This is a genomic window from Mesotoga sp. B105.6.4, assembly GCF_002896535.1.
Taxonomy (GTDB): domain Bacteria; phylum Thermotogota; class Thermotogae; order Petrotogales; family Kosmotogaceae; genus Mesotoga.
This window is the reverse complement of the sequence record NZ_JWIM01000020.1, coordinates 16,416-36,554: the sequence shown is the minus strand read 5'-3', so window position 1 is coordinate 36,554 and position 20,139 is coordinate 16,416. Positions and strand designations below refer to the sequence as shown.

Genomic DNA, 20,139 nt, shown 5'->3' with positions numbered 1-20,139 from the left:
CTCCGCCGGTGATCTTTCGGCGCATCACTTCCCCGGATGTTCCTCCGGGCATCACTTCCTGGCGAAGCCAGCCTTGCGTCCGCCGCTGCTCTTCGGCGCCTTGCGTCCCGCCGAAGGCGGCATTGCGTCTTATTTCAGCAGTTATGTCTGTATCCACGAGTACTGAGTCAGACATCGCGCTCCCTTCTTGCCTTTTCTCTTCGGTCTCTAAGTTCTTTGATCATAGCGTTGTATTGATCAGAATCGATCTCTTTCCATGAGCCTGCATAGTCGGTAATTGATCTTCTCTTTGCCTGAAGATCAGAAAGATTGGACTTACTGCTTCTTATTAGTTCCAGTAGCAGTTGAAGCTTATCTTCCGGGATATTCTCAAGCTCGTCGATCATTCGCTTCTTGATGCTAGCCGGTTTCATAAGATCACTTCCCAAAGAATTCTCGGTATTATTTTAACACGAGTTTGCAACAAAGCATTCTTACCAAAAGGGCCAGGCGGACGAGAAGAATGAGATCCCGTGCAGTTTTATCACGGGATGACCCTGAACAGGGGCTTTTCATGGCTGGCTAAGTGAGTGGTACTAGGGGGAGCTATATGTAATGACAGTGCCATGATATAGCGGGAAAATAGAACATGTTTTCACGGCAGGGGACTCTCCCTTCAGGTCATCCTGCGCGCTTCTGGCCAGGATCTAGATCTTTGAAACAGTCGCAAGTGACAAGTTGCAAGTTGTATGAGCAAAACCCGATAAACTTTATAAGTCTCTTGAAACGCGCTCTTCTCGGTGGACGGTGGACCGTTGACGGACAACGTTGTTTTGAGCAGCGACCAGCGGGTTCTCGTTCTTAAGCGTACAGCGGAACTTCTGGTGTACAGCGGATCTTCGGGGCGAGATCCCGTGCAGGCCCATCACGAGATGACCCTGAACAGGAGCATTTCAGGGCAGGCTCCCAAACAGTATCGCTGAAGCGAGGAGGGCCACGAAGTGGCGGAAGGAGTGCACTTATTCGAAAGTTCGAGATGCAAGAGATTAGAAGTTAGAAGAGTAGTCCAACACAAGACGAAGTTGCCTTCAAAGAATGGGCTTGCTGCGTTTAGCCTGTCAGTAAGAAGTACTTTTTTCTGAGGGAAGGTCAAGAATGAGATTTCGCAAAGAATCCGGATTTAGCTTGAATATCGGACTTTGTGTAAGTAATACAGATTGTCTCATTTCTCGACTCAGTATTCTAATCATTCTGATTTTGACAGTTCGTTCAGCGAAGTTTTTGAATTTCAGAGAGGATGACTTCTGGCGCCAGGTCTTCATTTTTCTCAGCAAGCCTTTGATCCATGCCAATATCGTTACAGGATCAGAGCATTCAGAAGGAAAAACGTTTTGGTTAAGGTGAAGGTGATGAGGATGAGTTCTAATGCTTTTATGATGGGGCGAGTTATTCACCGTATCTCGGTCCGAGGGTCGACAATCCAATGGAAAGAATATTTCCTCTGTTTGGCATTCACAAACTCCCTTATGTAGGCCTTTGATGAGTTCTTGAAGAGGATTTCAAGCTTAATGTATGCAAAATCCTTACCGGTCTTGAAGTCATGAATCTTGAAATCCTGGACGAGCTTGGATTTTTCAACGAACTTCAATATCTTCTGCATTGATACTCTCCAACAGCGAGTTTACTTCTGAAAGAGCGGACTGGCATCCTTCCCATTCAATCAAGTCATCCCACATTTCATAGTTTTCATCAGAATCATTAACAAGGTCTCTAAACTCTTCGAGTGAACAATCGTACTTTCGCTCTAGCCTTGCTGACTGCTCCCGCAAAAGATTCATCTGATACAAGAGATCCAACTTCTTGAAAGCAAGTAATTCTTCCTTGGAGACTATAATCATGTGTGTCCCCCCTTCCATAATTGATCAAAGTGCCTACCAAATTATAGCATCCGTTGCTTCCAAAGGACTTTTCTGAAGCTCGAACCATTCATGCTTTGAAACGCGGTCTTCAATTTACGAAAACGAAGAAAGAACCTTTTGCTGCGCTACTTTTTTGGGGCTAAGAGCAAATCCTAAGAAAGCGGGTCTTACCAGCGATCACCGCATAAAAAATGAACATAAAAAATAGGGACTCCATTTTTAGGAAAAAGAGCAGTTCCTCGTTCATAAGAGCGTGCAGAAAGCCGTCCTTCGACCTTCGTCCAAGAGCGTGGACCCGTCCTCGGAGAGCAGAAGAGCGGTTCCGGTGCGTTGGGCCCAAGTTCTTGGGAAAGACCTGAGGTTAGAGGCGACAGGTGAGAGGTGTGAATAGCAAAGAAACTTGGTTTTCTTACCTCTAACCTCATCCCTCTGACCTCTGTCGTGGCGACTGGCAGTTCTTCGTTCCGACGCTGCGCGTCAAGGTTCTTGGTCATCAGTTGCAAGTTTCATGATGCAAGTGGCAGGAACGGTTATTCGTTAACGGTTCACCGTTCTCCGAGCAGAGCTTCAAGACCTATCAAGCTCTTTGGATGATGATCTTAGGTCCTCCCTTGAGGGAGCTCATCATTACCCATAAGTCAGGTAGAAAAAGTGTCTGCATATTCAAGGACTATGAGCAGCTTTATGAGACCCTGCCAGACGGTCTTTACCCCTGGATATCCATCGCTCTTTCTTCCAATGAAGCCGCCAATTCTTCCCAGCATGTAGACTATCTCGTTTATTGTCGGTGGTTCATTTGGCAAAGGTTTGTCTTTGTTTGCCATCTTGTACAGGACCTTCCATTCATTTTCATCGAGAAAGAACAATGATCGCTTTTCGTTGAACTCTCTTCCAAGATATGTAAGCCATAAGAGGAACCATGCAACAACATTATATATGGCTATTGCAACCTCTAGTCTTTTCCTCTCCTCCAGCTGAAGGTTCTCTACCTTGCATCCACTCTTTAGTGTGTAATGGAATCTCTCTATTATCCATCTAGTCCTGTATATGTTTATCGCCCGGATTGCATCTTCTGTCTTTTCTAAAGGCATAGATGTAATTAGCAATTAGTTCAGAGGTCTTTCCTTCTCCTTCAGTTCGGAGACTTCTTCTTCATTAACTATTATTGCCGTGACCTTTGTCTTCTTTCCCTTCCACCGGTATGTTCCCTCTATTTCGAATTGTTTGAACCTAATACTAAGTATCGCTTTCCTTCCTTTTCTAGAACTTGTGTTGGCTATGTCTAAGGTTATCCTCAAGGCTTCGTCTTCTTTCTCAAGGGTTTCATACATCTTCTCTTTCGTTTCAGAGATTACTCTATCGTGGTATGTGCGTACAATGTAATCGCTGTTTGAAGGTCTCTCCCGGAATATGAGATCGGATATATCGGACTCTCTGTCTCCCACTGTTATTACATGGACATTTTCGGGAATGATACTCTCGGTTTCTTCAATGGCTTTTATCCACTTTGAGCTTTCTTTCTCTTCAAAAGGTCTTTTACGTCTTCTCTTACTCTTACCTAGATTCTCTATCTCTCTTATCCAGCTTTGTTGTGAGATTATTCCTAATGGTCTTCCTCCTTCTGTGACTGCCAGTGTTGTATGGAGCATTATTCCATACGAATTCTTTTCATCCAGATAGCCCAACCCCTTAGTGTTTTTATGTCTTGTGAAGTCAAGCGATGTCGTATCTTGAATGGCAAATATGGTATCGTGTTCCTTTACCCTCTCCACTGTCTTGTTTGTGTGTGATCTAAGTATCTCTTCTCTTGTAACTCTTGGATTGCTCATGAATCTGTATGCGCTCTTTGTTTCAGACCAGCCTTCAAAGCTTTCCGGAATGCTGTTTTCACTGTTTCTCACAAAAGCCTCTGAGATACTCTTCAGCCTCTTGTTCAACCTCTTGTCACCAAAATTGCTTTCTTCAAACTCAACACTTATCCCAACCACTGAGATCACCTCCATACCGCATAAAAAGAAGTATTCACAATATTCATCGATCCATCCTCTTAATCTATCACTTCTCTTGCATTTTCTCCAATACTTGTGGGTAATGATGAGCTTGAGGGAGGAGGGCCACGAAGTGACGGAGTGTTACTGTTTCAAAGAAGAGCATCGAGAGTACGAGATGAGGAGAGAGTACGAGAAACAGGAGAGAGGAGTTCTCGTCCTCTCGTGGGCGAAGCCAACTCTCGATGTTCTTTCTCGGCTCTTACCGACAGCCCACAACGCACAACCCACCACGGCTCTTAAGGGCGTTAAGAAGATAGAAGAGATGTTTGATGAGCAGGGGAAGATTGAGGATTCGATTGTCCATTTGATAGGCGATTATAAGTTAGTCCTTATCCATTCTTCGCTTTCTTCGATGAGCTTTGTGCAGGGCGGGGCAGAGTCTGTGGTCGATGCTTTGAAGAGTCTTCAAAAAGAGGGATTACTGTTATGATGCTCGCGCTATCGTTCAGGTCTGTTACGCGGCTCAGCCAGATTTCCGATCATGAGAAGACGCCGTCGAATGTGGGCGCGATCTCGGAGGCTTTCAGAAGAAGTCACGGGGTGGTGAGAAGCGTTCATGCTACGCATTCTGTCTACGCCATGGCCCCTCTGGCAGATGAGCTTACGGCAGATCATCATATGGATCGCACTCCTGACTGCCTTTAATTCGTCATTTATAAAGCTCGTTGAAAGAGACGGTCTGGTTCTCTTTATTGGTTGTGGGTTGAGGCCCAATACTCTTATGCACGGCGCCGAAGAGATAGTCGAGCCGTCTTAACTCTTTGGACTGGAGGTCGAATATACGATAATTCTCCGGGACGGCTGCAGTATCGCTGGAGTTACCTTACGCACGATTTCAGTGGCTGTGTTCAGAGATACGATAGGGTCGCTTCTCTGCTCGGCGGGGGAGATCTCTGGAAGGGAAAGGTGCCGAAGCGGAGACTTATGTTTTGAAAGCTAGGGCGTTGTGGACTGCCACTTTGGAGGAGCTAGGGAGAGATGAATTCGCGTTTGTGGATCGAGAGTGGGATAAAGACGAAGGTTGGATTTTGGATCGTTTGGAGAGGTTCAACAGGTTTCGGGAATAGGCTTAGTGTAGATTGAGAAACTTCATAGGTTGATGGATACAGAGAATTTGGCTTATTGGAAATCGTGCAATAGGAAACTGCGAAGTGCAACTTTAGCTCTGAATAGAGAGAGAAAAAGGCGAAGGCTGTTTTTTGTGAAATCAATGCGTGAGGAATTGAGAAGAACTGCTTAATGCTGGTCGTTGTTGCCGCAGGTTTAGTGAACAAAGAAAAAAGCCCTCCGAAGAGGGCTTTTTTATACCAAGACAATCAATAGATTCTGAAAGAGAATTCATATTTTACTTTGTTTGCTGCTCCAATGCTTGTATCGCTTACGCTTGCTACTCCAGATGTAGTAGCTTTTTTCCAGGAAGTTGTAACGGCAGTAGTACCCGTTGTGGCGTTGGCTAAAGCTTCGATGACCTTTTCTGTATTTACATCAGCTTCGTTGTAAAGAACTACAGCGGTGTATACACCACCTGTTGCAGTATAGTAAAGCTCATATTTGTCGTTTACGTCTCTTGCAAGATCCTTCAAATTGTTGAGACCGCTTATACCAGTTGCTCCCTCTACATAAGCCTTATTCTCAAACGCACTTGCGAGAGTCTTGAGATTCTGTGCCACCTGGGTGGCTTTGGCCTTTTGGATTGCATTCAGAGCAACCGGGGTGATTGTTGCGATCAATGCGGCGATTACTGCGAGCACTATCAACAGTTCAACCAGTGAAAATCCTCTTTTTCTGTTATTCATAACTTCTCCCTCCTATTTGATGGTTTTTTCATCCACACACTATCTTGCAAGGGTGTGCCAAGAAACAGGAATAAAAAAAAAGGCCCTCAGTTAAGAGAGCCACCTGGTGTTCTTTGAACGTTTCTAAGAATCAATAAACGCTGAAAATGAAAGGATAGAAGATTTGTCCATCACTACTACTAAGTGCTTCATCTTTCGTACCGGTGTTGCTTTTCGTCAAGGTCTTCCAGCTTGAAATGGTAGTAAAAGGAGCAACTTTCACCGCAGTTGGAAGGGCTTCTATTACCTTATCAGGATTTACTGAATCCGTTGGCGTAAACGCAACGACACATGTGAATGTTCCAGCGGTATGCGTATAGTATAGAATGTAGTCGCTCGAAACATCGCGCGCAATATCGGACAGTTTCGCCAGACCATCAGCTGCATTAGCCCCATCTACATAAGCCTTATTCTCGAACGCACTCGCGAGAGTCTTGAGATTCTGTGCCACCTGGGTGACTTTGGCCTTTTGGATTGCATTCAGTGCGACGGGGGTAATTGTGGCGATCAATGCTGCGATTACTGCGAGCACTATCAACAGTTCAACTAGTGAAAATCCTCTTTTTCTGTTCTTCATAACTTCTCCCTCCTATTTGATGGTTTTTTCATCCACACACTATCTTGCAAGGGTGTGCCAAAAAACAAAATCCTTCAGATGCTCGAAGAAGAGCTTTTAATTTCCAGTGTTATGAATCCTAGTAAAAGCTTAATATGCTTCTAATAGCTACGAAGACTGTAATAATAGTCTATTGAAGAATGCTTATATCCGTTGTCAGGTGGTAGAGACAAAGGACATCTAGATCTTGAAAGTGCTTTCAAGAAAGGATTATACTCTGTTTGATAAAGAAAAAAAATAATCCTCTTCTCCGGAGCATTTTCTGAAAATTCCCTCTGTTTTCTTCCCCGTCGATAACTTGATACGAATGAGCTTTTTAGGGAAAACAGTTTCCGTTTCTCTCAAAAAACAGCGAAATAAATTTCCCTGAAAGTCCGCTTTCTCCCCTTCCTTAAACCCGGGTGGAAAATAGGGACTCAAGGAGCCCGTCAGTCCACATTTTTGCTCTCTCGTCAGCGAAGCGAACGTCTCGACAGTGCTCTTTCTCGATCGAATGGTCTTAGCGGTGAACGGGTACTTGTTCTTGGACGGCTGACGGAGGACCGCTCTTCCAGCGTACAGCTGCTCTTCTCGGAGGACGGCGGACCGTTGACGGACAACGTTGTCTTCGTCAGCGTTCAGCGGGTTCTCGTTCTTAAGCGCACAGCGGTTCTTTGAGCGAGATCCCGTGCAGAAGCATCACGGGATGCCCCCGAACAGGAACTTTTCAGGGCAGGCTCAATGGGATACTGAGGTCGGAGTTGAGGAAAAATGGCACAGACATGAAAGAACTTGTCAGTCCCAATTTCGCCCTTTAGTAGTGTGGATCAGCATACTAGAAAACTTCATTTTTCTGCAATCCCTGTCGAAATGTTTGGTTGCTCTCTTAAAAGATTCTGTACACTCTTATATTCGCACCTAGTTACGTGAACAATACAGCTTGTTTAATATGGTTGCGACTGAGGTTTTTGTCGCAAAACGCAACCTGGGGTAGTTGTTGTATAATGAGGTGTTATAGCGTTTGTGGATGATTCGTTCGCAACCTATGGAGGCTGTATGAGAATCAAATTCCTTGAGGAAAGAAAGAATCTTCTGGACTTGAAAAAGATCGACATTTCTAACAAAGAGTAACTTAATATGCTCGGAGAAGAGACGAGGCATTGTGTCGCGATAGAAGGCATGTTTAGTTCTGAAGAAGACCTTGATGCGGTTATAGAGAGAAATGCTTCTTCAAGCAGCGTGCAGAGCGAAATCATAAACTACTTCAGGGCAGCTCAGTTTGTCTACGATCTAGCTCTACAATACAGAAATGATTACGTGAAGCCTCATTACATTCACGTAATCAGAACACTCCATAGTCAGATGTTTAGAAATGTAAAGTCGCCTTATCCAACAGGAGAATTCCGTACTGGCGGTGTTGAAATTATGAATGCAAGAATTACTCCTCCCTTTGACCCGAGAGATTGGATGGATATGTTTGTCCGGTACATCGATTATGCTCTGGAGAAATTCCCGATCTATGGTGCCATAGCCAGAATTCAGACTTTGTTCGAGTCTATTCATCCTTTTTATGACGGGAACGGGAGGGTTGGCAGACTTCTAGTGAATTTCATACTGATCGTGAACGGTTACTGCAATATCTCAATTAAAGGTTTGAAGGAACAAGATAGAATGGAATACTATGAAGCTCTGGAGATGGCAGATTCCGGGATAGAGAAGATGATCAATTCGAATTCGCACGAGTCCTTTGATGAAAGGGTAGCACTAATCGAGACCGGCGACTTCTCATCCCTGGAAGATCTCATCTATTCAGCGCTCCTAGATGCAATGGATAGATGCATCATTATCGCAAACGACAGTTCTAAACTCCTTAACGTCAGGCAGGTAGCAGAAGAACTGGGAATCTCTGAAACCGCAGTGAAGAAGAGAATCAATACAGGTAATCTTATAGCGAGCAAATTAAGAACGGGAAGATGGCTGGTTTTTCCGTATAACATCAAGTGATTGATCGGAAGGGAATCTTGGAGCGTTTCGCATTTGGCAGATAGTTGTTCTTAACGGGAAGTTAGGGTGTTCTACAGAGCCGTTAGACAAATCGAATTACTGTTTCACTTCTTTTCGGCAAGAGAGTACACTTCCTCGTTGCGCAATACATCAAGAGCATAAGCGATTGCTGCCCTGACCTTCTCTTTGTCAAGTGAAGGATGCGCTTCAACGATCTCAGAGATTTCCATTCCAGCTGTCAGCTCTGAAAGTATGTGCTCGACAGTTATCCTTGTTCCCCTGATCACTGGCTTGCCTAGCATTATTCTTGAATCTGAATGGATAAAGTCCTTGTAATCCATCGTCAACACCTCTCGGATATTATAGCATCTTGGACTTCTAGGCTCTGCAAATTGCAGAAGAGCCATCATTTGTAAGAACCGGGTCAGGGGTATGGCAAGAGCTGGAAGAGCGGGAAGAACCGTCCCTCGTACTTCGTCCAAGAGCATGGACCCGTCCTTCGAAAGAGCGGGAGAGCGAGAAAACCCGTCCTTCGACCAGGAGCGTGGACCCGTCCTTGGGAAGAGCGGGAAGAGGAGAGAGGAAGAGCGAGAAAGAGAGGGCGAGAGGACGCGAAAAACGGTACAGACGTCAGGAGCCCGTCAGTCCCTATTTTCGCTTCTCGTCTTCTCGTGGTTTTTAACTACGATTTCGGTCTGCGATGGCTCTCTCTCGCTCTTCTCGGTGGACGGCGGACCGTTGACGGACAACGTTGTTTTGAGCAGCGTTCAGCGGATTTTCAGGAGCCAGTCACCTTCGGTGGCCAGTCTTTGCTTCGCAAAGGCCAGTCTCGCCTTCGGCGAGGCCAGTTCCGGCTGTGCCGTCCAAACAAAGACCATTGAGAAAGAGCGTTGTGGAGAGGTTCGCTTCGCTCACGAGAGAAGAGAGAGAGAAGAAACCAGTCAGGTTGGAATTGAAGCTTACGTCGTCACAAGCATCTCTTTGATCTCACCTTGACCAAGAACGAACAACAGATCCTTGCTCTGGAACAAAGAACAATGATTTCTCTTTGACGGCTGTCTGCTCTCTCGGTGGACGGCGGACCGTTGACGGACAACGTTGTCTTCGTCAGCGATCAGCGGGTTCTCGTTCTTAAGCACACAGCGGATCTTCAGGGCGAGATCCCGTGCAAAATCATCACGGGATGACAAAGTGAGCAAATTCCAGGGCAGGCTCTACGGGATAACAGAATGGGGGGATTTATGGGTGCTCTAATCACCCAGACTTACCGGGATAACAATGTCATAAGATCATACAGTTTTTTTGTAGGGGCGAACGGCTGTTCGCCTAAAGCGGGAGAACCACGATCCGTCATCTGAGATTGATTAGCATCTTTCCTACCCGCACCGCCAATCTAAATCAAGTTTCAGATCACAATATAACTATTTTGCATCGGGTTCTGGATTTCAAGACTAGTGACTTCCATAGGAATGAATGGCCGCTCATCCTAAACTCCCTGCTAAGATGGCGAGGTGAAGTTAGTTTGATCGATGATTAGTGTGTACTTGTGTATCACGAAGGATCACATAAGTGATACAATAATATCGAGGTGATGATTGTGAAGACGGTTAATGTTAGGGACGTTCGAAACAGGTTCAGTGAGATTGTTGACGGAAAAGAGGAGCTTCTGATTCTTAGGCGTGGCGTTCCGGTGATGAAGATATCGCCGGTTTCTAAGGAGGACTTGATGAACTACTATCTTTCAAAGGCCCAAGAAGAAGCCAGAAAGATTGGACTCAGCGAAGAAGAAGGGTTGGAAGTTCTTGACGAGGTAAGAAGAGAGATGAAAGATGAAGGTCGTCGTTGATACAAACGTCGTGATTTCAGCAGCACTCGGCTCTAAGACTTGCAGCATGGTCGTCGTGAAGGCACTCGAGCAGGGGGGGTAATCGAACCAGGAATATTCCCACAAGAGTTGAGAAGGTTCGTAGTAAGACTTAAAGAAAAGGAAAAGTACAGAAACGTTGGTTTAGAGAGTCTTTCCAACTTCATAGAGTATTATATTGAGATTGTAGAGATTGTCGATGACTACCAGTTAGTTAGTTTCAGCACAGATCTTCCGGACAATCATTTTATCTCATTAGCGGGCGCCCGTGATGCCTTGCTTATAACAGGAGACAAGCTTTGTCTGCAAAGTGCGCTGCGCGGCAATGTTAACTGCAAGACCCCATCCCAGTACCTAAGTGATGTCTTTGATGGTCCGCAAAAGAGCGAAAGAGACGTTGTCCGTTCTCCGTCCGCCGTCCGTTCTCCAAGACCGAGAGTTGCAAGTTCCATGATGCAAGTTGCAAGTTTCAAGAACAAGAGCTAAAAAATCGGCTCTCGGTTCTGGAGTCTGGTGAAGATTGAGCAATCACTATTCTAAATGCTCTCAAGGATTTTATCCCAGATGTATTCCAAGATCTAGTATTCATTTCAACAAATACGGCTCTAAACAGCGTTCAGCGGGTTCACCGCTTTAAAGCGTACAGCGGCCTTTTCGGTGAATGGGTTCATGATCTTGAACGGTCAACGGCCAACCATGTTTTACAGCGCTCAGCGGGTCCTCGTTCTTAAGCGCAAAGCGGCTCTTCCGGGCGAGATCCCGTGCAAATTCATCACGGGATGACCGAAGATGTGCTCATCAGGCCAGCCTCAAGGGATGACACTCCTTCAAGTAATCCTGAAACTTCTCCTGGCCAGGATCTCGGTCTTTGAAACAGTTGCAAGGGACAAGTTGCAAGTCGCAGGAACGGTTATCCGTTATCGGTTCACCGTTCTCCGAAAGGAAAAATCGGTTCCAAGATGCGGGAACGATTCTGCGTTAGCCGTTCTCTCTTCTTTGACAAAGAATGAAAAAGAGCGTTGAAGGCGTGTCCAGGGTTTTGGCTTTTCACAGCGTAGAACGGGTTTTCTGCTCTTAAGCGCGCAGCGGTTCTTTTCAGCGATCAGCGGGTCCTCGTTCTTAAGCGCACAGCGGATCTTCGGTGGACGGCGGACCGTTGACGGACAACGTTGTCTTCGTCAGCGATCACCGGGTCCTTGTTCTTAAGCGCGCAGCGGTTCTTTGAGCGAGAAGTCGCTTTGAGTTTGAGATGAAGCTTCGCTTCGAGAGAAACCCTTTTCGAGACTACGAAGAACAAGGAGAGAAACCAGATCCCGTGCAGAAGCATCACGGGATGACAAAGTGAGCAAATTCCAGGGCAGGCGCAACGGGATAACAGAATGCGGGGGATTTATGGGTGCTCTAATCACCCAGACTTACCGGGATGACAGAATGAGGAGATTCGAGGGTAGGCTCTGCGGGATGACGGTCTTTTCTTGCTTTCGGTAATTCTGGCGGGCTTCTGGCAAGGATCTGCATCCTCTCACAATGTGATCTTTACCAAGAACGAGGAACAGATCCTCGCTCTGGAACGAAGAACAGATTTTTTCCTCTTGAACGGTCAACGGATTATGGCTCTACCCTGCTTACAGCCTTCAGCGGCTCTTTGTGACCAGCATAAACTGAGATCGACTCCTGCTCTTTCGCTTCATCCTGGGGCGCAAGCGCCAGCATCGCCTCCGCCGGTGATCTTTCGGCGCATCACTTCCCCGGACGTTCCTCCGGGCATCACTTCCTGGCGAAGCCAGCCTTGCGTCCGCCGGTGCTCTTCGGCGCCTTGCGTCCCGCCGAAGGCGGCATTGCGTCTTGTTTCAGGAGTGAGGGATTTTTTCCAGCCTTCTCGTGAGCGAAGCGAACGTCTCGATGTTCTTTGTCTCAGCTCCACGCTCCATTGATCTTTTGCCCGCAAAGCGGAACTGGCGCGACGATAGGAGCAGAGGTTAGGGGCGACAGGCTAGAGGTTGGAAGAGCGCAAAGATCTTGATCTTCTAACGTCTATCCTCTATCGACTCGCTTGACAGTCTTTTCGCATAAGCCTAACGAAAATTCTCTTCTTCTATCTCTTTAACTTTTCCAAATGCATTTTTCAAGAATTCCTGTCTGTCTTCGGGAAAGCCTTCGGTAAAACTGGCATTCAGCCAGCGATCCAACATATCTATCGCTTCTTGAGGAGCCAGTTTCCAGCCTCCCATCGTAAGGACATTTGCGTTGTTAATCACCTTTGCCATCTTGGCGGCGTAGCTGCCTTCGACTACGGCTGCATAGATTCCCTTGAACTTATTGGCTACAATTGCCATTCCCATTCCGGTACCGCAGCATAGAAGGCCTCGGTCGAACTCTCCAGCTTGGACCTTTCTAGCAACCTTTGGCGCAACTTCGAAGTAAGGCTGAAAATCTTCCATAGACTGCATTCCAACATCTTCGACTTCGTAGCCCTTCTCAAATAGATGGGATTTTAGGGCCTCCTTCAAGGGGAAACCGGACTTGTCCGCACCAATAACTATTCTCTTTTCAAACATCTTTACCTCCAATATCCGCCAGCTCTCTGAAGAGTCCGGCAAAATTCGAGTTCTTTTTGAAGAAGACAGGAATCGTCTCCAGAGGAGCATCGACGACATATCTACCGGGACCGTATTCTTTACCAGACCATAAATCTATCCATTCGTCTTCGGGAAGATAGACTTCCTGTGTCCTCTTACCTTCTTCGATAACTGGAATCACCATAAGATCTGGCCCCAGCATATACTGATACTTCATCGTGTAGAAATTGTGATCGCCTTCGTAATGGAGAAGAGGATGCCTCATTACCGGAATTCCTCTCGTGCTATTCTCACTAATTAGCTCTTTAAGATAAGGTTTCAATTTCTGGTGAATGCTGCTCATCTTTGCAAAGTGAAGAAGAGTCTCGTCGTCGGAGTCGAACTGCCAGTTGTCGTCGGGTCTGTTCCCCTCATGTGTCCTCATTACCGGCGTAAATGCCGAAAGCGAGCTCCATCTAATAAAAAGTTCCTTAGATCTAGTTACGTTACCCATTATATTCTTTATGGTTGTATAGCCTCCCGTATCTGAATGTGAGAGACCGAAACCACTGTAACCCAGGGAGAGCGCTGCGGGTATCACCGAAGGAAGTCCATCATCCACGCTCCAATCTACCATCTGATCTCCGGCCCACATCAGAGTCGAATAGGCGGTAGTTCCCGTATATCCAGCTCTTGTAAAGAAGAAGACTTCTCCAAGTTTTCCGGCCTCTTCAACGGCCTCTCGATTCAGTCTGGCCCAGATCGGCGGAAATCTGTTGTGAAAGCTCCGGGCATCTTCACCCGAATAGAGAACTGCATCCGTGGGAAGATACTCACCAAAATCCGCCATCCAGCCGGAGAGACCAATACCGATCATGTTATTCTTGATTATCTCTTTCAACCAGACATAGGCTTCTGGATTTGTGATATCTACAATTGCTGCCGGAAAGGTAGTTATAACCACATGGTACTCGCTCCCGTCGCTTTTCATTACGAGATAGCCATTTTTTGATGCATCTTTGTAGAGGTTGCCTTCAAGTGCCAGAAAGGGATTTACGTAACCCATGACTCTAATTCCACGATTCTTAAGCTTTTCTATAAGCGCCGGAAGGTCCGGGTACATCGTACGATCGTACTCCCAGTTCCACATTAGCTGCTTTCCAAATGAAGTGATTCTCTTACCTTCCCAGTCCTGAATCCATATCGCCGCAATCTTTAGCCCTCTCTTAAGAGCCTCTTCAACTTTAGGCATCACTATGTCCATTCCACCCTGAAGACCAAGAAGGACTCCATCTAAGGACCATTCCGGCAGCTCCGGCTGTCTTCCAAGGTAGGCCGACTGTTTTTCGAGAACTTCCAGAAGGCTCTTTCCAGTCCCGAATATTATTGATTCTGGAATAGACCAGCATTCTAGCTCATGATAATCGTCATGAGAAAAATCAAATCTCATATAGTGACTGTCATTTACGTGGCAGTAGAACCTTCTTGTCGAAACGAACGTTGGTTGGGGATAGTAAGTGGTGTACCAGTCGCCGCCGGCCCTTTCGAGCTTATCGGCAAAAAAGGTCAGCAATTCCTTCTTGTTTCTCCCCACGCCCTGTTCAGAGACCCAGAGAGGCACCTTCTTTCCCCTGAGATCAAGCTCGGAGAACTGTTCTCCACAACCGTAAATATGCTCGCTCGGTTCGGCCATTATTCTTATCCATAACCGGTTGGCCCCAGAGTTATTACCCTTTAACTCCATCTTCATTCGACCCTCGAAGAAGGAGAGTGTTATTTCGATCTCTTCAAGATTTTTTCCAAAGATCAAAACGACTTCTTCGGGGAGATTCTCCTTCACTCTCCAGTCGCGAAGCGCGATCCTCTCTTCCAGCTCGTCCACAATTTCGAAGTTTCCATGATACATGTCGAATGTCTCATTACCCTTTCCCAGGAAGATACTTGGTCTCTCTCTCGAGTGATCGATCAACAGCACTTCGTCAAGATAAATCTGCAACCTGTTCTTGCTATTCATTACCCTGAACATCTTTACCTCCTGCCTGCATACTTTGACTTCAATGCCATGGCATCTCTTGCGGCCTGCGCGATATCGTCGACCGTCATTTTGTATTTCTCCAGAAGAAAGTCGGTCATTCCAACCTCTCCGAAATGGTCTCTGACTCCTATTCTTCTAAGCGGTACCGGACAATCCTCAGAGATAACTTCGGCTACCGCGCTTCCCCAACCGTTAATTATACTGTGGTTTTCGGCCGTTACTATTGCACCGGTCTCTTCAGCAGCCTTCAGTATCGGTTCTCTGTCGATCGGCTTGAGGGTGTGCATATTGAGAACACGGGCAGTAATATCTTCTCTTTCGAGAATCTTTGCTGCTTCTACTGAGCTCTGTATCATTATTCCACTGCAGATAATCGTCACATCGCTTCCATCCCTTATCTGATGGATCTTTCCAAGCGTGAACTCTGTATCGGGTTCGAAGAAGAGCTTTGTGTTCTTTCTATCGAGCCTCATATAGACAGGGGAGTCGACTTCCATTATCTGGGGAAGCAATGAAAGAAGTTGAACCGAATCGGCCGGTTCCACCACGATCATTCCGGGCAGATTTCTCACGATACCGGCATCCTCGAAGCTCATATGGGTTCCTCCGTTAAGCTCTGCCGTTACTCCGGGATCGGTTCCTCCAATCTTGACATTCAATCTGGCGTACGCAACCGATATTGCAATTTGATCATATGCCCTTCGTGTAGCAAACGGAGTGAACGAGTGGGCAAACGGAATCTTACCCATCACGGCCAATCCAGATGCTACTCCTATCATGTTGGCTTCGGCGACTCCGACGTCTATGAAGCGATCTGGGTACTTATCCTTAAAAGGTATTGTTCCCGAAGCCTTGCCAAGATCGGCTTCAAGCACGACTACTCTATCGTCTTTTTCAGCAATTTCCATTAGTTTTTCCGTGTAAACACTTCTAAGCTCTCGTCCTGACAGTTCCATGTAACTACACTCCTTCCCTCTGGAGTTCGACGATAGCATTCTGCCACTCTTCTTCGGTCACTTTCATGTTGTGACTGGAAAGCTTACCCTCGGCGAAATAGGCTCCTTTACCTTTGATAGTATTTAGTATGATCATTGAAGGGCGATCGCGTCGCTCTTTTGCCTTTCCGATCGCATCGGTTATCTCTTCTACATTGTGGCCATCTATGGAAGTCACATTCCAGCCGAAGGCCCGCCACTTGTCTTCTAGAGGTTCAAGTCCATTTACGTCAGAGATATTTCCGTCGATCTGCATTCTGTTGTAATCCTGCATCGCAATTAGATTATCCAGTTTTCTGTGAGAAGCGAGCATTGCAGCTTCCCAGATCTGACCTTCCTGGCTCTCACCATCGCCAATTATCGTGAAGACCCTCGAAGGGTTACCCGAGATCTTTTTGGCTATTGCAATACCTACTGCCGCAGAGAATCCCTGGCCAAGCGAGCCGGCCGTCATATCTATTCCCGGGGTTCTCAGTCTGTCACAATGGGAAGGTAATAGTGTTTCGGGCTTATTCAGAGTCCAGAGGAGGTCAGTAGAGAAGAATCCTCTCTCGGCCAGTACGGCATACAGGCCCGGTCCACCATGGCCCTTCGAGAGAACAAAGTGATCTCTTTCCGGCCACGAAGGTTCTTCTGGCCTAACTTGCATCACTCTGAAGTAAAGGACCGTGAGTGCATCGACGATCGACAAAGCTCCACCTATATGGCCAACGCCTAGGCGGCCGATCATTTCGATTACCAGAGCCCTCACCTTTCTTGCCTGTCTTTGAAGTTCTTGAATCTCATCCTTATTCAATTTATCCACCTCACTGAAGAATATGCTCGAATATCTCTCTAAGCTCTTTTCTGCCAATATTTGCCGGATTCAGTTTCGCTATTGGCGAAGAGAGCGAGGAATCGACGAGTCCATCGAGATCCTCTTCTCTGATTCCGATTTCAGATAGCTTTCTCGGAGCCTCTCCCACGATCATCAGATCTTCTATGGCTACTGCGAACTCACCAACGTCTTCAAACCCCAAGTATCTTATCAGAATGTCAAGTTTCTCGCCGATTACCTTGTAATTGAGTTTCAACACCTCAGGCATTGCAAGGGCACAGGCGAATCCATGGGGAACGCCATAAACGTTTGTCAGAGGAAAGCTGATCGCGTGAAGGATAGTCGTTCTGGTCTGACTGAAGGCCATTCCCGCTAGAAGGCTAGCCATTGAAAGGCCCTCTCTGGACTCTTTATCGCCGTCGATACAGGCTCTACGCAGATTCTTCATAATCAGATCGATCGCCCGGATAGCGAGAGATTCGCTCACGGGTTGGCTGGACTTAGCCCAATAGGATTCTATCGCATGTGCAAGTGCGTCCAGACCCGTAGAGGCTGTAACGCCCTTTGGAAGTGAGAATGTGAGTTCAGGATCCACTATCGCAAAGTCACTCCAGAAGAACTCCGAGACCATCGGCTTTTTAACGCCGCTTGATTTATCTGTATAGACTCCAACATTGGTTACTTCACTCCCCGTTCCCGAAGTCGTTGGAACACATATCAGTCTAACTTTTCTGGAAGTGAAGGTTCTGGTGCCGTCCAGATAGTCCTTTATCTTTCCAGTATTAGACATCAGACAGGCCACAGCCTTTGCAGTATCCATTACGCTACCGCCACCGACGGCAACGATAGTATCGACAGAGTGCTCTCTGCCAATTTTCGCTGCTCTATCTACGGTCTCGCAGCTGGGATTCGGTTCGACTTCGCAAAACTCTATAATATCGGTTCTACCGGCTTCTTCCTTAACTTCAGAGACAAAGCCTAGCTCCAGAAGAACACTATCTGAAACGATCATAGTTCTGTTTCCTACTACAAGTGAGCCAAGTTCTCTAATTCTTCCGTTCCCAAATATTACCTTCACCGGGAGAAAGAAGTTCATATCCATAAAAAACCTCCCTTTCTAAGTTGCCTTTAGCTCTTTCTTTCTCTTCTGTTCTATGATAATTCCTGCGGTACACATCAAAACAATTATCATTCCTAGCACCTGAATAAGCTTCAAACCCTCTTTCAGCAAAAGGAAACTTATAATAGTCGCAAATACGGGCATCATAAGAAGAGTAATCTTAACCAGCCACACTGGAAGTCTTCTGAGGTTGAAGTAGTAGAGTAAGTATATAAACGTCTGCATAGCTCCGGCGTACAGTAGTGGAAGGACAAGAAAACTGTTCTCTCGAACTGTCGGTAAAGAAGCACCTTTGTCCGACAGGAAGAAAATTATTGCGAAGATTCCCATTGTTATAAAATTGTTGTAAAAGGCTACCACATTGTCTGAGGCCGGATTTACTCTATCTAATTGCACGGATTTTATAACAAAGGCGTTCAAAGAAACGAAAAAGGCACTCAGAAGAAAGAAGATGTCTCCGATCCCTTCGAATCTGAAATTCACAAGATCTATATTCACAACAAGGCCAACACCCAAGAGAACCCCTCCCGTATAAAGCCAGTCGCGGTAACTGAAACGCTCCTTAAGAAAGAAGATCGTTATAAGGTTCGCAAAGAGCACGTCAGCCTTTAGTAGGACAGCTCCATTTGCTGCACTTGAAAGTCTCAGACCAATGAAGGCTGTTATGTCCAGAGAGAATCCTAGAACACCTATCAGCAAGAGCTTTGAAAGTATTCCCTTCACTTTGAAAAGCTCTTTCACCTGTCTCTTGAAGGTCATTAGAATTATAAGAAGCAAGAAAGTAACTGCTCTGACCACTAGACCCACAAAGAAAGGTGAGAGATACTGAAGAGAGACTCTGTTCGCGACATAATAGCTTCCCCAGACAAGACTCAATGTCAGGAGCGATAGAAAAAGACCGACGCTCATCTGTTTATATAAGTCTCCTCTTCAGTTCATCGACCTCTTCATCGCTCATGGTCGTCTTCTCGTTATGTCTCTTCCCGTTGAGATACTCTATAAGCCTTCTGTGGCTTTCAGAATCGAGCGGGTATTTCTTTGCTGCAATAATGCCAAAGGTCATGAGAATAACAGGCACGAGTGCGATTATCAATCTTATAGAGAGTAACACGGCAGCACCCTGTGGCTTTTCTATCATCTTTGTTACACCGTCTTCCACAACTCTTTCGGGATTAACATAACCGGCGACACCGAGAATGAAAGTCGCCAGCGCCACGGCTATTCCGGAGGCGAATTTGCGTGTGAAGGTTATGAGACCGCTGAAGTTTCCCTCTCTTCGCTGCCCATATGCCAGTTCACCGACATCTGTTACGTCGCCGAATATTGTGTGTGGTATAACTGCCGCGGCAGATACTCCCGCTCCAACAAATCCCGCAAGAAAGAAGACCACCGGCAGGGATGCGTTCTGGGGAACAAAGAAGATAGCGACAGAACCGACTATCCATACGAAAGATCCTAGAATGAAGGAGAAGGTCTTACCCTTCTTCTTTGCCAGAAAGGCATAAACAGGTATGAAAAGGATCTCCACGATCAAAAGGGCGCCAAGGACGAGAGGCAGGGCGTTTGGCTTCTCGATATAGTATTTCATGTAATAGGCAAAAATCATGGAGACTATGTCCATTCCAAGGTAGGCCGTCAGAAACATTACGAGAAGGTACCTGAAGGATTTGAGCTTCAACGGTTCAACAAACATGCTCTTGAGGTTCAAGTTAGCTTCAACCGAAGAGAAGTCTTTTCTCTCTTTTGTAAAAGCGAAGACTCCTATCCATGGAAGTGAGAATATCAGACCAAAGACCACGGACATAGCTATATATCCTGTTCTTATATCTTCAAAAGAGTTGACTATCATCATGGGAACCAGTGCACATGCAAGCGAAGAGACCAGCGAGAAGAGCAACCTGATCGAGTTGACTGATGTCCTTTCGTTGTAGTCGAGCGATATTTCGGCCGCCATTGCCTGATAAGGGATCATGATCATGGTCACTACTGTATTGAAGAAGAGGTAAGCAAACAATATATAGAGAAACTTTGCCGCCTGAGAATCGAAATCGACAGGATACCAGAGTATCATAAATGAAATGAAGACTAGACCGATACCTGCGAGAAAGTAGGGCCTGCGTCTTCCAAACCTTGATCTAGTTCTATCGGTTATGCTTCCCATAAAGGGATCGGTTATGGCATCCCATATCTTGCCTACAAGAAACACAGGGGCGACGAAGACCATATCTAGACCTACCACATCTGTAAGAAAGATCGCGTAAAAAAAGTTGATTATGTTGAAGGCACCGCCTCCGAAGATGTCGCCAGAGCCAAAGAATATCTTGTTCAAAAGAGGAATTTTCTCGCTTTCTCTGCCAACTGACATTT

At 46.2% G+C, this 20,139-nt stretch carries 20 protein-coding genes and 1 pseudogene; 7 read left to right on the top strand and 14 right to left on the bottom strand.

The features are described 5' to 3' along the window. Positions 1 to 167 precede the first annotated feature (167 nt). The 4 genes and pseudogenes from RJ60_RS05965 to RJ60_RS16030 form a co-directional block, all read right to left on the bottom strand. Positions 168 to 413: a hypothetical protein gene (locus RJ60_RS05965; protein WP_103134242.1), complete on the bottom strand. Its 246-nt coding sequence runs from the start codon at positions 411 to 413 to the stop codon at positions 168 to 170. 1,016 nt (positions 414 to 1,429) lie between these two features. Beyond that, entirely contained in the window at positions 1,430 to 1,639 is a 210-nt protein-coding gene (locus tag RJ60_RS16035; RefSeq protein WP_258006196.1) for a hypothetical protein, read from the bottom strand. Then, entirely contained in the window at positions 1,614 to 1,877 is a 264-nt protein-coding gene (locus tag RJ60_RS05955) for a hypothetical protein (RefSeq protein WP_103134241.1), read from the bottom strand. Before RJ60_RS05955 ends, RJ60_RS16035 begins: the two co-directional genes overlap by 26 nt. Before the next feature lie 659 nt (positions 1,878 to 2,536). Next, positions 2,537 to 3,901, bottom strand: a pseudogene (locus RJ60_RS16030) (IS4 family transposase). 118 nt (positions 3,902 to 4,019) lie between these two features. Here RJ60_RS16030 and RJ60_RS05940 point away from each other — a divergent pair. The 3 genes from RJ60_RS05940 to RJ60_RS16505 are packed head-to-tail and all read left to right on the top strand — an operon-like array spanning position 4,020 to position 4,706. Beyond that, a complete protein-coding gene (locus RJ60_RS05940; RefSeq protein WP_103134238.1) occupies positions 4,020 to 4,379 on the top strand; it encodes a hypothetical protein in 360 nt (119 codons plus the stop codon). After that, positions 4,376 to 4,594 carry an AAC(3) family N-acetyltransferase gene (locus RJ60_RS16510; RefSeq protein ID WP_099830057.1) on the top strand — a complete coding sequence of 73 codons (219 nt, stop codon included), beginning with the start codon at positions 4,376 to 4,378 and terminating at the stop codon, positions 4,592 to 4,594. Before RJ60_RS05940 ends, RJ60_RS16510 begins: the two co-directional genes overlap by 4 nt. Further along, positions 4,506 to 4,706, top strand: a complete 201-nt coding sequence (locus RJ60_RS16505; protein ID WP_146028899.1) for an AAC(3) family N-acetyltransferase — start codon at positions 4,506 to 4,508, stop codon at positions 4,704 to 4,706. Before RJ60_RS16510 ends, RJ60_RS16505 begins: the two co-directional genes overlap by 89 nt. 559 nt (positions 4,707 to 5,265) lie before the next feature. Here the strand turns inward: RJ60_RS16505 and RJ60_RS05930 are convergent. Together RJ60_RS05930 and RJ60_RS05925 are read right to left on the bottom strand one after the other, a co-directional pair. Next, on the bottom strand, positions 5,266 to 5,745 hold the full coding sequence (locus RJ60_RS05930) for a type II secretion system protein (protein WP_103134237.1): 480 nt from the start codon (positions 5,743 to 5,745) through the stop codon (positions 5,266 to 5,268). Between the two features lie 130 nt (positions 5,746 to 5,875). Further along, positions 5,876 to 6,361: a type II secretion system protein gene (locus RJ60_RS05925; RefSeq protein WP_103134236.1), complete on the bottom strand. Its 486-nt coding sequence runs from the start codon at positions 6,359 to 6,361 to the stop codon at positions 5,876 to 5,878. A 1,155-nt stretch (positions 6,362 to 7,516) separates the two neighbouring features. Here RJ60_RS05925 and RJ60_RS05915 point away from each other — a divergent pair. Then, on the top strand, positions 7,517 to 8,383 hold the full coding sequence (locus RJ60_RS05915) for a Fic family protein (protein WP_099830864.1): 867 nt from the start codon (positions 7,517 to 7,519) through the stop codon (positions 8,381 to 8,383). A gap of 104 nt (positions 8,384 to 8,487) precedes the next feature. Here RJ60_RS05915 and RJ60_RS05910 read toward each other — a convergent pair whose 3' ends face one another. Further along, positions 8,488 to 8,724: a DUF433 domain-containing protein gene (locus tag RJ60_RS05910; RefSeq protein WP_099830863.1), complete on the bottom strand. Its 237-nt coding sequence runs from the start codon at positions 8,722 to 8,724 to the stop codon at positions 8,488 to 8,490. Between the two features lie 91 nt (positions 8,725 to 8,815). Between RJ60_RS05910 and RJ60_RS05905 the strand changes: the two genes are divergently transcribed. The 3 genes from RJ60_RS05905 (at position 8,816) to RJ60_RS05895 (ending at position 10,733) form a co-directional block, all read left to right on the top strand. Next, a complete protein-coding gene (locus RJ60_RS05905) occupies positions 8,816 to 9,379 on the top strand; it encodes a hypothetical protein (RefSeq protein WP_103134234.1) in 564 nt (187 codons plus the stop codon). A 601-nt stretch (positions 9,380 to 9,980) separates the two neighbouring features. Beyond that, entirely contained in the window at positions 9,981 to 10,229 is a 249-nt protein-coding gene (locus RJ60_RS05900; RefSeq protein WP_099829710.1) for a type II toxin-antitoxin system Phd/YefM family antitoxin, read from the top strand. Positions 10,230 to 10,337: 108 nt separating this feature from the next. Further along, complete coding sequence (locus RJ60_RS05895) at positions 10,338 to 10,733, top strand: toxin-antitoxin system toxin component, PIN family protein (protein ID WP_180979913.1); 396 nt, start codon at positions 10,338 to 10,340, stop codon at positions 10,731 to 10,733. 1,589 nt (positions 10,734 to 12,322) lie between these two features. Here the strand turns inward: RJ60_RS05895 and RJ60_RS05880 are convergent. From RJ60_RS05880 to RJ60_RS05850, 7 genes are read right to left on the bottom strand one after another with little or no spacing between them, the layout of a single operon-like run. Continuing rightward, positions 12,323 to 12,805, bottom strand: a complete 483-nt coding sequence (locus RJ60_RS05880) for an RpiB/LacA/LacB family sugar-phosphate isomerase (protein ID WP_103134231.1) — start codon at positions 12,803 to 12,805, stop codon at positions 12,323 to 12,325. Then, a complete protein-coding gene (locus RJ60_RS05875; protein WP_103134230.1) occupies positions 12,798 to 14,831 on the bottom strand; it encodes an alpha-glucosidase in 2,034 nt (677 codons plus the stop codon). The genes RJ60_RS05880 and RJ60_RS05875 overlap by 8 nt, the downstream gene beginning before the upstream one ends. A gap of 2 nt (positions 14,832 to 14,833) precedes the next feature. Then, positions 14,834 to 15,796, bottom strand: a complete 963-nt coding sequence (locus RJ60_RS05870; RefSeq protein ID WP_103134229.1) for a transketolase family protein — start codon at positions 15,794 to 15,796, stop codon at positions 14,834 to 14,836. 4 nt (positions 15,797 to 15,800) lie between these two features. Further along, a complete protein-coding gene (locus RJ60_RS05865; RefSeq protein WP_103134228.1) occupies positions 15,801 to 16,631 on the bottom strand; it encodes a transketolase in 831 nt (276 codons plus the stop codon). A 10-nt stretch (positions 16,632 to 16,641) separates the two neighbouring features. Continuing rightward, entirely contained in the window at positions 16,642 to 17,754 is a 1,113-nt protein-coding gene (locus RJ60_RS05860) for an iron-containing alcohol dehydrogenase family protein (RefSeq protein ID WP_103134227.1), read from the bottom strand. 15 nt (positions 17,755 to 17,769) lie between these two features. Beyond that, the gene (locus RJ60_RS05855) at positions 17,770 to 18,681 is read right to left on the bottom strand and encodes a DMT family transporter (protein WP_103134226.1); all 912 of its coding nucleotides are present in this window, start codon (positions 18,679 to 18,681) and stop codon (positions 17,770 to 17,772) included. Between the two features lie 4 nt (positions 18,682 to 18,685). Beyond that, positions 18,686 to 20,137, bottom strand: coding sequence for an MFS transporter (locus RJ60_RS05850; protein ID WP_103134225.1), 1,452 nt, complete (start codon positions 20,135 to 20,137; stop codon positions 18,686 to 18,688). Positions 20,138 to 20,139 lie beyond the last annotated feature (2 nt).

Coding starts and splice junctions, on each gene's coding strand:
- RJ60_RS05965 (WP_103134242.1), bottom strand. CDS start 413: ATGAAACCGGCTAGCATCAAGAAGCGAATGATCGACGAGCTTGAGAAT.
- RJ60_RS16035 (WP_258006196.1), bottom strand. CDS start 1,639: ATGCAGAAGATATTGAAGTTCGTTGAAAAATCCAAGCTCGTCCAGGAT.
- RJ60_RS05955 (WP_103134241.1), bottom strand. CDS start 1,877: ATGATTATAGTCTCCAAGGAAGAATTACTTGCTTTCAAGAAGTTGGAT.
- RJ60_RS16510 (WP_099830057.1), top strand. CDS start 4,376: ATGATGCTCGCGCTATCGTTCAGGTCTGTTACGCGGCTCAGCCAGATT.
- RJ60_RS16505 (WP_146028899.1), top strand. CDS start 4,506: ATGCTACGCATTCTGTCTACGCCATGGCCCCTCTGGCAGATGAGCTTA.
- RJ60_RS05930 (WP_103134237.1), bottom strand. CDS start 5,745: ATGAATAACAGAAAAAGAGGATTTTCACTGGTTGAACTGTTGATAGTG.
- RJ60_RS05925 (WP_103134236.1), bottom strand. CDS start 6,361: ATGAAGAACAGAAAAAGAGGATTTTCACTAGTTGAACTGTTGATAGTG.
- RJ60_RS05915 (WP_099830864.1), top strand. CDS start 7,517: ATGCTCGGAGAAGAGACGAGGCATTGTGTCGCGATAGAAGGCATGTTT.
- RJ60_RS05910 (WP_099830863.1), bottom strand. CDS start 8,724: ATGGATTACAAGGACTTTATCCATTCAGATTCAAGAATAATGCTAGGC.
- RJ60_RS05905 (WP_103134234.1), top strand. CDS start 8,816: ATGGCAAGAGCTGGAAGAGCGGGAAGAACCGTCCCTCGTACTTCGTCC.
- RJ60_RS05880 (WP_103134231.1), bottom strand. CDS start 12,805: ATGTTTGAAAAGAGAATAGTTATTGGTGCGGACAAGTCCGGTTTCCCC.
- RJ60_RS05875 (WP_103134230.1), bottom strand. CDS start 14,831: ATGTTCAGGGTAATGAATAGCAAGAACAGGTTGCAGATTTATCTTGAC.
- RJ60_RS05870 (WP_103134229.1), bottom strand. CDS start 15,796: ATGGAACTGTCAGGACGAGAGCTTAGAAGTGTTTACACGGAAAAACTA.
- RJ60_RS05860 (WP_103134227.1), bottom strand. CDS start 17,754: ATGGATATGAACTTCTTTCTCCCGGTGAAGGTAATATTTGGGAACGGA.
- RJ60_RS05855 (WP_103134226.1), bottom strand. CDS start 18,681: ATGAGCGTCGGTCTTTTTCTATCGCTCCTGACATTGAGTCTTGTCTGG.
- RJ60_RS05850 (WP_103134225.1), bottom strand. CDS start 20,137: ATGTCAGTTGGCAGAGAAAGCGAGAAAATTCCTCTTTTGAACAAGATA.